10 protein-coding genes are annotated in these 12,864 nt (G+C 71.6%); 6 read left to right on the forward strand and 4 right to left on the reverse strand.

What is annotated here, in order from left to right; all coding sequences use genetic code 11:
* The first annotated feature begins 48 nt into the window (after positions 1-48).
* Positions 49-915, forward strand: coding sequence for a tetratricopeptide repeat protein (locus LTT61_RS23960; protein ID WP_233021168.1), 867 nt, complete (start codon positions 49-51; stop codon positions 913-915).
* A gap of 300 nt (positions 916-1,215) precedes the next feature.
* Here LTT61_RS23960 and glgB read toward each other — a convergent pair whose 3' ends face one another.
* The 4 genes from glgB to LTT61_RS23980 all read right to left on the reverse strand — a co-directional run bounded on the left by glgB (position 1,216) and on the right by LTT61_RS23980 (position 7,352).
* Positions 1,216-3,375, reverse strand: a complete 2,160-nt coding sequence (gene glgB / locus LTT61_RS23965) for a 1,4-alpha-glucan branching protein GlgB (protein ID WP_233016298.1) — start codon at positions 3,373-3,375, stop codon at positions 1,216-1,218.
* Positions 3,372-5,375, reverse strand: coding sequence for an alpha-1,4-glucan--maltose-1-phosphate maltosyltransferase (locus LTT61_RS23970; RefSeq protein WP_233016299.1), 2,004 nt, complete (start codon positions 5,373-5,375; stop codon positions 3,372-3,374). Before LTT61_RS23970 ends, glgB begins: the two co-directional genes overlap by 4 nt.
* 95 nt (positions 5,376-5,470) lie before the next feature.
* A complete protein-coding gene (locus LTT61_RS23975) occupies positions 5,471-6,052 on the reverse strand; it encodes a GNAT family N-acetyltransferase (RefSeq protein WP_233016300.1) in 582 nt (193 codons plus the stop codon).
* Positions 6,045-7,352, reverse strand: coding sequence for a hypothetical protein (locus LTT61_RS23980; protein WP_233016301.1), 1,308 nt, complete (start codon positions 7,350-7,352; stop codon positions 6,045-6,047). The genes LTT61_RS23975 and LTT61_RS23980 overlap by 8 nt, the downstream gene beginning before the upstream one ends.
* A gap of 213 nt (positions 7,353-7,565) precedes the next feature.
* Between LTT61_RS23980 and LTT61_RS23985 the strand changes: the two genes are divergently transcribed.
* From LTT61_RS23985 to LTT61_RS24005, 5 genes are all read left to right on the forward strand, one after another.
* Positions 7,566-7,769 carry a hypothetical protein gene (locus tag LTT61_RS23985; RefSeq protein WP_233016302.1) on the forward strand — a complete coding sequence of 68 codons (204 nt, stop codon included), beginning with the start codon at positions 7,566-7,568 and terminating at the stop codon, positions 7,767-7,769.
* The gene (locus tag LTT61_RS23990) at positions 7,766-8,206 is read left to right on the forward strand and encodes a hypothetical protein (protein ID WP_233016303.1); all 441 of its coding nucleotides are present in this window, start codon (positions 7,766-7,768) and stop codon (positions 8,204-8,206) included. The genes LTT61_RS23985 and LTT61_RS23990 overlap by 4 nt, the downstream gene beginning before the upstream one ends.
* Positions 8,203-8,478, forward strand: coding sequence for a hypothetical protein (locus LTT61_RS23995; RefSeq protein WP_233016304.1), 276 nt, complete (start codon positions 8,203-8,205; stop codon positions 8,476-8,478). Before LTT61_RS23990 ends, LTT61_RS23995 begins: the two co-directional genes overlap by 4 nt.
* A gap of 129 nt (positions 8,479-8,607) precedes the next feature.
* Entirely contained in the window at positions 8,608-11,181 is a 2,574-nt protein-coding gene (glgP, locus tag LTT61_RS24000; RefSeq protein ID WP_233016305.1) for an alpha-glucan family phosphorylase, read from the forward strand.
* A 60-nt stretch (positions 11,182-11,241) separates the two neighbouring features.
* A complete protein-coding gene (locus LTT61_RS24005; RefSeq protein ID WP_269821791.1) occupies positions 11,242-12,864 on the forward strand; it encodes an NCS2 family permease in 1,623 nt (540 codons plus the stop codon).

Consider the following 12,864-nt stretch of genomic DNA (forward strand, 5'->3'; position numbering starts at 1 on the left):
GTGACCAGACCAGCCAGTCGTCGTCCCTCGCCCGCCGTTGCCGCTGCCATGTCGGGGGCGGTCGACCTGTCCAGCCTCAAGCAGCCTCCGGCCGGTGCCCCGGGTGCCGGCAGCGGGTCGGGCGACTATGCCGTCGGGGAAGCGGATTTCGAGAACAGGGTGCTGCGCCGCTCCACGCAGGTGCCGGTCGTGGTGGTGCTGTACTCGCAGCGCAGCCCCGGCAGCGTGGAGCTGGTGCGGCTGTTCGAGACGCTCGTCGCCGAGAGCGGCGGCGCCTGGGATCTCGCGGCCGTCGAGGCCGAGGCCAATATGCGGATCGCGCAGGCGCTGCGGGTGCAGGGGATTCCGACCGTCGTCGCCATCGCGGCCGGGCAGCCGCTCGCCGATTTCGAAGGGGTGCAGCCGGAGCCGCAGGTGCGGCAGTGGTTGACCGCGGTTGTCGATGCCGTCGCGGGCAAGCTCGAAGGCGGGGAACCGGGGGAGCCGGGGGAGCCGGAGCCGGAGGAGGATCCGCGGTTCGTGGCGGCCGAGGAGGCGCTGGAGCGGGGGGATCTCGCCGGGGCCGAGGCGGTGTACGAGGCGATCATCGCGGCGGAGCCGGAGAACGACGAGGCCAAGGGGGCGTTGCGGCAGTTGCGGTTCCTCGGGCGGGCGCAGGGGTTGTCGCCGGAGGTGCTCGCTACCGCGGACGCGAATCCCTCGGATGTGGAGGCGGCTGTTCAGGCGGCCGACTTCGAGCTTTTCAATCAGCAGCCCGAGGCGGCGTTCGAGCGGTTGATCCGCACGGTCAAGGTGACGGCTGGTGATGATCGCACTGCGGCGCGGACGCGGTTGCTCGAGCTGTTCGAGCTGTTCGACCAGGGGGAGCCGTTCGTCGTCGCCGCGCGGCGCAAGCTCGCTGCCGCCCTCTACTGACGCTCCCGCCCTCCGGGCGGTCGCGTCACCGTGACGGTGTAACCCGGGCCCTGCGGGCCCGGACCCGCCCCGCTCCGCGGAACCCGCGCCCCGCTCCGCGGAACCTACGCGCCGCTCCGCGGAACCTACGCGCCGCTCCGCGGAACCTACGCGCCGCTCCGCGGGACTCACGCGCCGCTCCGCGGAACGCCCGGCGCCGGTCCGTGAACCCCGTGCGCCGCTTCGCGCGGGCGGTGCTCCGGCCCGCAGGGCCCTCGTGCTCGGTGGGGTTCGGGGCCGCCAGGCCCCGAGAAAAACCTTTTACTCTTTTTCTGGAGCCAGCCAGATGGCGGTGTTGGGGGCCAAGGCGACGGTGGCGCTGGCGGGACGCCCGTGCCAGGGGTGGGGTTCGGCGGTGACCCCGCCGAGATTGCCCATTCCGGAACCCCCGTAGTCGGCGGCGTCGGTGTTGAGAATCTCGGTCCAGCGGCCGACGTGCGGGAGGCCGACGCGGTATTCGCCGTGGGCCCCCCCGGAGAAGTTGAAGACGCAGGCCACGACCGACCCGTCCGATCCGTAGCGGAGGAACGCCAGGACGTTCGAGGCACTGTCGTCCGCCTCGATCCAGGAGTACCCGCCGGGGGCGGTGTCCTGACTCCAGAGCGCGGGGCGCCCGCGGTAGGTGGCGTTCAGGTCGCGCAGGACGCCGAGGATTCCGGCGTGCAGCGGGTTCTCCAGCTCACCCCAGTCGAGCCCGCGCTCGTGCGACCACTCCCGGTGCTGGCCGAAATCCTGCCCCATGAAGAGCAACTGCTTGCCGGGGTGCGCCCACATGTAGGCGAGCAGGGCCCGCACCCCCGCCGCCTTGGCGAAATCGTCACCGGGCATCCGGGTCCAGAGCGTGCCCTTGCCGTGCACCACCTCGTCGTGGCTGATCGGCAGCACGTAGTTCTCGCTCCACGCGTACACCAGCGAGAAGGTGACCTCGCTGTGGTGCCAGGAGCGGTGGATCGGATCGCGCCCCAGGTAGCCGAGGGTGTCGTGCATCCACCCCATGTTCCACTTCATCGTGAAGCCGAGCCCGCCGACATCGGTGCCGCGGGTGACCCCCGGCCACGCCGTCGACTCCTCCGCGACCGTGACCACGCCGGGGTGCTCCCGGTGCAGCGTGGCGTTGAGCTCCTGCAGGAAGTCGACGGCCTCCAGGTTCTCCCGCCCGCCGTGGATGTTCGGCTCCCACTGCCCGGCGCCGCGCGAGTAGTCCAGGTAGAGCATGGAGGCGACGGCATCGACCCGCAGCCCGTCGATGTGGAACTCCTCGACCCAGTACAGGGCGTTCGCGACCAGGAAGTTGCGCACCTCGTTGCGGCCGTAGTCGAAGACGTAGGTGCCCCAGTCGAGCTGTTCGCCGCGGCGCGGGTCCGGGTGCTCGTAGAGCGGCGCGCCGTCGAAGCGGGCCAGCGCCCACTCGTCGCGCGGGAAGTGCGCGGGCACCCAGTCCAGCAGGACGCCGATACCCGCCGCGTGCAGCCGGTCCACGAAGGCGCGGAAATCGTCCGGGCTGCCGAAGCGCGCGGTCGGGGCGTAGTAGGAGGTGACCTGGTACCCCCAGGAGCCGCCGAACGGGTGCTCCGCCACCGGCAGCAGCTCCACGTGCGTGAATCCGGCGTCGGCGACGTACTCGGCGAGCTGGTCGGCGAGCTCGCGGTAGCCGAGCCCGGGCCGCCAGGAGGCGAGGTGCACCTCGTAGACGCTCATCGGCTCGGCGGTGGGGTCGGCGGTGGCGCGGGCGGCAACCCAGGCGGCGTCGTCCCAGGTGTAGCTGCTCTCCGCGACGACGGAGGCGGTGGCGGGCGGCAGCTCGGTGGCGAAGGCGAGCGGGTCGGCGTGGTCGACGGTGCGGCCGTCGGCGCCGTGCACCCGGTACTTGTACCTGGTGCCCGGTCCGACGCCGGGAACGAAGAGCTCCCAGACCCCGGACGAGCCGAGCGCGCGCATCGGTGCGCTGGTGCCGCTCCAGCTGTCGAAGTCGCCGACCACGGTGACGCCGCGCGCGTTCGGCGCCCACACCGCGAACGAGGTGCCGGTGACCTCGCCGTCCAGCGTGGTGTAGCGGCGCGGGTGCGCGCCGAGCACGTCCCAGAGCCGCTCGTGCCTGCCCTCGTTGATCAGGTGCAGGTCGAGCTCGCCGAGCGTGGGCAGGAAGTGGTAGCCGTCGGCGCTCAGTACGGTCTGGCCGCCCTGGTAGGTGGCGATCACGCGGTAGTCGTCGAGCTGCGGGAAGGGGAGCACCGCGGCGAAGACCCCGTGGCCGAGCGGCTCCAGCGGGTGGTCGGTGCCGCCGACGCGCACCGCGACGCGCTCGGCGAGCGGGCGCAGCACCCGGACCGCGGTGCCGTCGGCGTGCGCGTGCGCGCCGAGCACGGTGTGCGGGTCGTGGTGCGTGCCCGCGGCCAGCAGCATCAGGTCGCGGCGCTTCATCGCAGCGTCCGGCGCTGGGCGAGTTGCGGGCGCAGCCGCTGCGGCACCGACGGCAGCGCGAGGATATGCGCGACGGCCTGCGGCGGGTCGAGCCGGACGTAGTTGGTCTGGCCCCAGTGGTACTCCGCGCCGGTGACCTCGTCGACCACCACCGGGCGGTCGTGCCACTCCCGGCCGATGGCGGGCAGATCCAGCGAGACCAGCCCCTGCTCGGCGCCGAAGGGGTTCAGGTTCACCACCACCAGCACCGCGTCCCCGGTGGCCGGGTCGAACTTGGAGTAGGCGATCAGCGCGTCGTTGTCCACGTGATGGAAGTGCACGTAGCGCAGCTGTTGAAACGCCGGGTGGGCGCGCCGGATCTCGTTCAGCCTGGTCAGCCAGGGTTGCAGTGATTCGCCGCGGGCCAGCGCGCCGGCGAAGTCGCGCGGCCGCAGCTCGTACTTCTCCGAGTTCAGGTACTCCTCGCTGCCCGGGCGCACCGCCTCGTGCTCGAAGAGCTCGAAGCCGGAGTAGACGCCCCAGCTGGGGGCGAGCGTCGCGGCGAGCACCGCGCGGATGGCGAACATGCCCGGCCCGCCGTGCTGCAGCGATTCGTGCAGGATGTCCGGGGTGTTGACGAAGAGGTTGGGCCTGGCCTCGTCGGCCTTGGCGGCCAGCTCCTCGCCGAACTGGGTGAGCTCCCACTTGGCGATCCGCCAGGTGAAGTAGGTGTAGGACTGGCTGAAGCCGCGCCGGGCCAGCCCGTAGAGCCGGGCCGGGCGGGTGAACGCCTCGGCGAGGAAGATCACGTCCGGGTCGTCCGCGCGCACCGTCGCGATCAGCCACTCCCAGAAGTCGGCGGGCTTGGTGTGCGGGTTGTCGACCCGGAAGATTCGCACGCCGAGCCCGATCCAGTACCGGACCACGCGCAGGATCTCGGCGTAGAGACCGTCCGGGTCGTTGTCGAAGTCGATCGGGTAGATGTCCTGGTACTTCTTCGGCGGGTTCTCGGCGAAGGCGATGGTGCCGTCCGGCAGCGTGGTGAACCACTCCGGGTGCGCGGCGACCCACGGGTGGTCGGGGGCGCACTGCAGCGCCAGGTCGAGCGCGACCTCGAGGTTGAGCTTGGCCGCGGCGGCGACGAAGGCCTTGAAATCGCGGACCGTGCCGAGCTCGGGGTGCAGCGCGTCGTGGCCGCCCGCGGCGGAGCCGATGGCCCACGGCGAGCCGACGTCGCCGGGCCCGGCGATCAGCGAGTTGTTCGGGCCCTTGCGGTTGACCTCGCCGATCGGGTGCACCGGCGGCAGGTAGACCACGTCGAAGCCCATGGCGGCGATCCGCGGCAGCTCCTTCGCCGCGGTCTTGAAGGTGCCGTGCACCGGCCTGCCCTCGGCGTCGCGGCCGCCGGTGGAGCGCGGGAAGAACTCGTACCAGGCGCCGAAGAGCGCGCGCCTGCGCTCCACGTGCACGGTGTGCTGCGGGCCGCGGGTGACCAGCTCGCGCAGCGGGCTGGCCCGCAGGATCTCCCCGATGTCGGTGGCGAACGCGGGGGCGACCCTGGCCGGTAGCTGCTCGGCCGAGCGGAGTGCGGCGGCCACCGCGCGCAGCTTCTCGAACTGGCGCTTCGGCACCGCCTGGGCGGCCCGGTCGAAGAGGCGGGCGCCGATCTCCAGGTCGTTGGCGAGGTCGGCGGCGGTCTGGCCGACGGCCAGCTTCTTCTCGACCGCCGAGCGCCAGGTGGCGATGGGGTCGCTCCAGCCCTCGATGCGGAAGGTCCAGGTGCCGGGGGTGGACGGGATGAAGGCGCCGTTGAAGACGTCCGGCTCGAGGTCGGGGGTCATTCGGCTGCGGACCGCGCGGGACGAGCCGGGGGCGCGGACGGTGAGGGTGGCGGCGACGGCGTCGTGCCCTTCGCGCCAGACGACCGCGCGGACCGGGAAGACCTCGCCGACGGCGGCTTTCGCGGGGCGGTTGCCGGGGATCGATGGGGCGGTGTCGTCGATGGCGATGCGGCCGGTCACGGGGATCAACCTACCGGGTGCGTGTCGGAGTCACCGGGTACGCGCGGGGGAGGGGTTTCCGATCCCGTTGCAGACTTTCTCCGGCGCCGGTCTGTTCACCCGCCGCTGGGGCCGAGCGGGAGCGGCAGGACCAGGACGTCGAAGGTCGGGGCGTCCGGCCAGTTGGGACGAAGAGTGCCGGCTCGCTGCCATCCCCAGCGACGGTATCGGGCATAGGCGCGATCGTTGTCGGGGTTCACCAGCAGCGTCGCGCGCTCCTCGTTTCGGCCGCGCAGCAGTTCGTCGTGCAGTGCTCGCGCCAGCCCGTGGCCGGTGTGCTCCACCGCGATCATGATTTCGGAGAACGCGAACGTCCGCGCCCCGTCCTCGCGGGTGAACTCGGCGAGGACGGCGCCGGCCTCGTCGAGGGTCAGCCCCTCCCACCACCCGGAGCGCTGCCCCAGCGGCCACCCCCATGCCTGCCCGACCGGCTCGCCGTCGACCGCGAGCACCAGCAACTCGAACCCCGGCGGTCGCGCCGGGGCGGTGTAGGCGTCGAATCGCTCCATGAATGCGGCGACCTGCTTGAACGGGTCGCCGGACTCGATCGCCGCGCCTTGCGAGCGCCGGAAGATCGTCTCGACGACCTCGCGGATACCTCGGGCACCGGCAGCGTCGTAGCGCTGGAACTCACTCATACACATCAACTTTCGTTGTCATCAACATGTCGAACCGTTCTCCGAATTCGCCGCCGACTGCCGCTCGTACCGGGCGCAGCGCGGTCAGGGTCCGGATAGAGGAGACTTCCCGCTCCAGCGCGGCGAGCACATGAAGCCCGGCATCCGCCGCACCGGTATGGTCGCCCAGCTGTGCCCGCGCCACGCTCAGCCAGGCCAGGCTGTTCGCCCGGTTGCGGGGCCCCGCCGGCTCCGCGCACGCGACCTCGTAGAGCGAGATCGCCTGCGGCAGGTCACCGAGATCGTGGTGCGCACCCGCCTCGTGGGATCGGATCTCGGAGTGGGTGACGAAGGCCAGCCAGGGCGGGCACTCGTCGAGTGGCTCGTGTTCGACGGCGTAGTCCATCTCCCGCCACGCCATCGCTGCGGCCCTATGGGTGCTGGCCCGGTCCCCGGCCACCCCGTGCGCGCCGGCTTCCCTGGCGGCGATCAGGGCGTGGATGCGGCCGGGCGGCTTGCGGCGCACGAGGTCGGCGGCGCGCCGGATCAGCGCCAGCCCGTAGGACGGCGAGCCGTGCCCTTTGCGGGCGAGCGCGATGGCCTGCAACGCCTCGTTCAGGCAGGCGTGCGCCAGCAGCTCGGAGTCGTCGGCGGTGGAAGCGAGCGACACCGCGTCGGTGTAGCAGCGGCGGGCGAGCGTATGCCGGTCGGAGTCGTAGGCGAGGAACCCCGCGCGCAACGCGAGATCACCGATCGCTGCCATGAGTCGGCTTCCGTCCGCCTCGCTGTAGGTGCCGTGGCGCAGCAGCGCGAGCGCGGTATCGAGCGCGGTGGCGGCGTGCTCGACCAACGGTGCCCCGCCTATCCGCTGCTCAGCCGCCCGGAGGTCTTCGGTCATTGCGGTCAGACGCGCGATCTCCGCGGCGCCGAGCCGTGGCGTGCTGGTGCCGTCCCAAGTGGGCAGGCCCGCGGCAGTGAGCGCGGCGAGCTTGCCGAAGTCACGGCGTCTCACATCGGCATCCTCCTCGATCACGGCTACAGACTGCGTAGCCGCGCTTCCAGGATGCATCGAGCGGGCGGGGCGGTGCTGGGTGAGGGCGGCGGCGAAGCGCTGCAACTGCTCGCCGGTGAGGTCGCTGAGCACGGTGTCGAGGTCCTCGGCCCGGTTCGCGCGCACGCACCTCCCGTCGACCACCCGCTCCCACTTGCGGATGGTGGGCACACCCCAGCCGAGCCGCTCGGCGAACTGCTCTTGCGTGTCGCGAAGTGCCGCTGTGCGAAGGGCTTTCACCTCGACGGAGGTCCACCGTTCGACGATCATGCGCTCCCCCTGTCAGCACCTGTCACGTCCGTGACGGAAGCGTATCGGTAGCGCATCGCCTTAGACCCTGGGTTCCGCCGTACCGGTCGATGAGTCTGAGAACGCATCCGGCGCAGGGAGGGTGCGACCGACGCCCGCCTCCGGTCCGTGCGGCCCGCCGTTCTTCGTCATCGGGCCACCGGCGCCGGGTGCTCGACGCAGCAGGGGAGAACCATGGTGAGCCAGCCGGACGATGCCGACAGATCGCGCCGCTACGACCAGCGAAGCGGGACGCGCACTTACCGGTGTACCGAGCCGCCTCCGGCGCTGCAGCGCTGGGACGCCTCGAGCCTGCTCACCCAGCACGCGGGACACGATCCAGCGCAGTGCCTGCCCTACGCCGCCGCGCTCGCGCGCCTGTCCACTCCGCTGTCGTGACCCCGGCGCGCCCTGAGCTCCCGCACTGGCGCGAACTCACAGCGGTGTTCCGCTTCCCGCTGCGCCAGCACGACACCACGCTGCTCGAGCGAGCTCGGATGCTGGCCGCGATACACCGCGTGCGCGGTGTCTATCCGGGAGATGACGCGGTCTTCGTGACCAGCAGGACCGCGCTGCGGCGCCAGATCGCGGAATGGATCATCGAGCACACCGGTGCCCGGCCCAGCGCCGCCGCCTCGTGCGCGGCCGTCATCGACGACATGGCCGCCGCGCACGTCACCGCGGAGCGGCTGTTGCGCACGGATCCGCCGCCGAGCGCCGAGCAACTGCACGCTGCGTGGTCCGATGTCGGCTACCTCGCTGGGCACTGGGCCGACCTGGTGGCCGAGGTGATCGACGGACAGCCGCCGGTGCCGTGGCCGCTGGAGCGTCGGTGATCCTGTTCGGCACTGTGGCCGCGCTGCTGCTGGCGCTGCTCGTCGTCGGGTTGTGGGACCGCTGTCGGCCCGCCCCGTCCGGCCGTCCGACCGTCGCCGACATCCAAGCACGCCTTGACGCCGAGCAGCACCGCCGATCGCGGCCGCCGACCTCGGTTGCCACCCGCGCTGACGCGCCGGTCGCCTGGACGGCGTGCGGCTCCGTAGCTGAGCAGAACGGTGCCTTCGGGAGTTCTTTCGTGACCGGATCGATCGAAAATGAGGGGAGTTGAGCGGTTGGCCGAAGAATGTGGCGCTGACCATACGGCTCGTCCGGCTTCGATGAATCGCCACGTCAGAGCCATCCGTGAAGCTCCTTCCGTGTCCTGTCGATTCCCCTTGATCCGTGTAGGGTTCCGCCCGTGAAGGCATTGCGTCGATTCACCGTCCGTGCCCATCTGCCCGAGCGGCTGGCGGCGCTGGGGGAGCTCTCCACCAACCTGCGGTGGTCCTGGCACTGGCCAACGCAGGATCTCTTCGCGGAGCTGGATCGGGAGCGCTGGGCCGAGCTCGGCCACGATCCGGTGCGGATGCTCGGCGAGGTCGCGCCGGCAAGGCTGGACGAGCTCGCGGGCGATGCGGAGTATGTCCGGCGGGTGGATGAGGCCGCTGCGGACCTGCGTGAATATCTGGAGCGGCCGGCCTGGTTCCAGCGCAACACCGACGGCGACGGGGTGCGCGGGATCGCGTACTTCTCGATGGAGTTCGGCGTCACCGAGGTGCTGCCGAACTACTCGGGCGGGCTCGGGATTCTGGCGGGGGATCATCTCAAGGCCGCCTCCGATCTGGGGTTGCCGCTGATCGGGGTGGGGCTGCTGTATCGCAGCGGCTACTTCCGGCAGTCGCTCTCGGCGGACGGGTGGCAGCTGGAGCACTATCCGGCGCTGGATCCGCAGGGGTTGCCGCTGCGGTTGCTGACCAGTGACGGGTCGCCGGTGCTGATCCACGTGGCGGTGCCGGATCAGCGGGTGCTGCGGGCCAGGGTCTGGGTGGCGCAGGTGGGGCGGGTGCCGCTGCTGCTGCTCGACAGCGATATCGCGGAGAACGATCCGGAGCTGCGCGCGGTGACCGACCGGCTGTACGGCGGCGACCAGGACCATCGGATCAAGCAGGAGATCCTGGCCGGGATCGGCGGGGTGCGCGCGGTGCGCGCCTACACCCGCGCGACCGGGCTGCCTGATCCCGACGTGTTCCACATGAACGAGGGGCACGCCGGTTTCCTCGGGGTCGAGCGGATTCGCGAATACGTCTCCGGCGGCATGGATTTCGACAGCGCGCTGACGGCGGTGCGAGCCGGGACGGTGTTCACCACGCACACCCCGGTGCCCGCCGGCATCGACCGCTTCCCGGCCGAGCTGGTGCGGCGCTACTTCGGCGGCGCGCACGGCGAGGCGGAGTCCGCGCTGCTGCCGGGGCTGGAGGTGGAGCGGATTCTGGCGCTCGGCCGGGAGAACGACCCGGCGGTGTTCAACATGGCGCACATGGGATTGCGGCTGGCGCAGCGGGCGAACGGCGTCTCGAAGTTGCACGGTGAGGTCAGCCGGGAGATGTTCGCGGGGCTGTGGCCCGGCTTCGACCCGGCCGAGGTGCCGATCGGCTCGATCACCAACGGGGTGCACGCGCCGACCTGGGCAGCACGCGAGTGGCTGGAGAAGGCGCGCGAGCTGATCGGCGCGGAGTTCGTGCAGGAGGCGCGCGGCTGGGAGCAACTGCGCGATGTCGACCCGGGCGAGCTCTGGGCGACCAGGAACACGCTGCGCGCGGGGCTGGTCGCCGAGGTGCGGCGCCGGGTGCGCGCCTCCTGGCTGGAGCGCGGGGCCGCGCCCGCCGAACTGGGCTGGGTGGACGAGGTTTTCGATCCGGGTGTGCTGACTGTCGGGTTCGCGCGGCGGGTGCCTACCTACAAGCGGCTCACCCTGATGCTGCGCGATCCGGAGCGGCTGCGGTCGCTGCTGCTGGATCCGGAGCGGCCGGTGCAGCTGGTCGTCGCGGGCAAGAGCCATCCGGCCGACGACGGTGGGAAGGCGCTGATCCAGCAGGTGGTGCGGTTCGCCGATGACGCCGAGGTGCGGCACCGGATCGTGTTCCTGCCGGACTACGACATGTCGATGGCGCGGCACCTGTACTGGGGCTGCGACGTCTGGCTGAACAATCCGCTGCGGCCGCTGGAGGCGTGCGGCACATCGGGGATGAAGTCGGCGCTGAACGGCGGGCTCAACCTCTCCATCCGGGACGGGTGGTGGGACGAGATGTACGACGGCGAGAACGGCTGGGCCATCCCGAGCGCGGACGGCGTCGCCGACGAGCAGCGCCGGGACGATCTGGAGGCGGCGGCGCTCTACGACCTCTTCGAGCGCACGGTCGCGCCGCGCTTCTACGACCGGGACGGGGCCGGGCTGCCCGCGCGCTGGGTCGAGATGGTGCGGCACACGCTGCAAACGCTCGGGCCGAAGGTGCTGGCCTCGCGCATGGTCAGGGACTACGCGGTGACCTACTACGGGCCGGCCTCGGATTCGTTCGGGCGGGTCGCGGCGGACGGGTTCGCCGGGGCGCGGGAACTGGCCGAGTACCGGCGGCGGGTCGAGCAGGCGTGGCCGGGGGTGACGGTGGTGCAGGTGGACAGCGCCGGGCTGCCGGACACGCCGGTCATCGGCGCGCCGCTCTCGCTCACCGCGCGGGTCGACCTGGCCGGGCTCGGGGTCGGGGACGTCGCGGTGCAGGCGGTGTTCGGGCGGGTCTCGGCAGCCGAGGAGCTCTCCGATGTCACCGCGGTGCCGATGGCGCACACCGGGTCGGACAACGGGTTGGAGCTGTTCACGGTGGAGACGCCGGTGCCGCTCTCCGGTGCGGTCGGGTACACGGTGCGCGTCCTGCCGCACCACGAGCTGCTCGCCTCCGACGGCGAGCTGGGGTTGGTCACCGCGCCCAACGCGTGATCGGCCGCGCTCCGGGGTACAAAGCGCTGGAGCGGATGGTTCACGAGGACGGAGAGTCCCATGGGTAGCGATTCCGAGAATCGGCACGGTTCGGGTTCCGCCGGACCGGCCGGCGCCGCAGCGGGGGGCTCGGGCGCTGCGCGGCCCGCGAGCGCGGATGCGGGCGCTGCGGCCGGTGATCCGGCGCAGCCCACCGGCGATCCGGCATCCGGTGGACCCGGCGGCGCCACGGGCGAGCAGCGGAGCACCCTGACCGACTCCGGCCCGGACGCGGGCGAACAGGGGCTCGGCTGGACCGGCGACGAGCCCGCCCCCGCACCCCCGGCACCTGCCGCGCCCGCGAAACCCCGCGGGAAGCTGGACGCGTACTTCCAGGTGACCGAGCTCGGCTCCACCTACCGCCGCGAGCTCATGGCGGGCACCGTCACCTTCCTCGCCATGTCCTACATCCTGGCGGTGAACCCCTCGATCCTCGGCGACGAGGGCCCGCTCGGCGCGCTCGGCATCCCGACCCAGGCGGTCTTCACCGCGACGGCCGTCGCCGCCGTCTTCGGCACGCTGGTGATGGGGATCTGGGCGCGCTACCCGATCGCGCTCGCCCCCGGCATGGGGCTGAACGCGTTCTTCGCGTTCACGGTGGTGCAGAGCATGGGCATCCCGTGGCAGACCGCGCTCTCCGGCACGCTGCTCTCCGGCATCATCTTCTTCGTGCTCGCGGTGACCAAGGTCCGCGAACGCATCCTGGACTCCATCCCGATGCAGCTGAAGCTCGCGGTCGGCGCGGGGATCGGGCTGTTCATCGCCTTCATCGGGCTGAAGAACGCGGGCTTCGTGGTCGCCAGCGAGGCCACCTTCGTCAAGCTCGGCGACCTCACCGAGGGCCGGACCCTGCTCGCCTTCTTCGGGCTGGTCGTGACCGTGGTCTTCCTGGTGCTCGGCAGGCACGGCGCGGTGCTGATCGGCATCGTCTCGACCACGGTGCTCGGGATGCTCACCGGCCTGGTCGAGCTCCCGGACGGCGTCGCGGCGCTGCCCCGCGGCCTGGACCAGACCTTCGGCCAGGCCATCGTGCACCTGCCGGACGCCTTCACCGGGCAGATGATCGTGGTCGTGCTGACCATGCTCTTCGTCGACTTCTTCGACGCCTCCGGCACCCTGATCGGCGTCGCCAAGCAGGCCGGGCTGCTGAATGAACGGGGCAGGTTGCCGCGCGCGGCGAGCGCGCTGGCCGCCGACTCGGTGGGCACCACCGCGGGCGCGATCATCGGCACCTCGACCACGACCGCCTACGTGGAGTCCACCGCGGGCGTCTCGGCGGGCGGCCGGACCGGGCTGACCGCGGTGACCACGGCGGGGTGGTTCCTGATCGCCATGTTCTGCTACCCGATCTTCGCGGTGGTCGCCTCGGCCGGGGAGGTGACGGCGCCCGCGCTGATCGTGGTCGGCGTGCTGATGGCCCGCTCGCTCGGCGAGATCGAGTGGGGGAATCTCGAGTACGCCATTCCGGCCTTCCTCACCATCGTGCTGATGCCGCTGAGCTACTCCATCGCCAACGGCCTCGCCATGGGCATGCTCTTCTACCCGATCGTCATGGTGGCGCGCGGCCGGATCCGCGACGTGCACCCGGTGATGTGGGTGCTCATGCTGGTCTTCCTCGGCTACTTCTTCTTCCTGGCCGAGTAG

It is taken from the genome of Nocardia asteroides, assembly GCF_021183625.1.
Classification (GTDB): Bacteria; Actinomycetota; Actinomycetes; order Mycobacteriales; family Mycobacteriaceae; genus Nocardia; species Nocardia asteroides_A.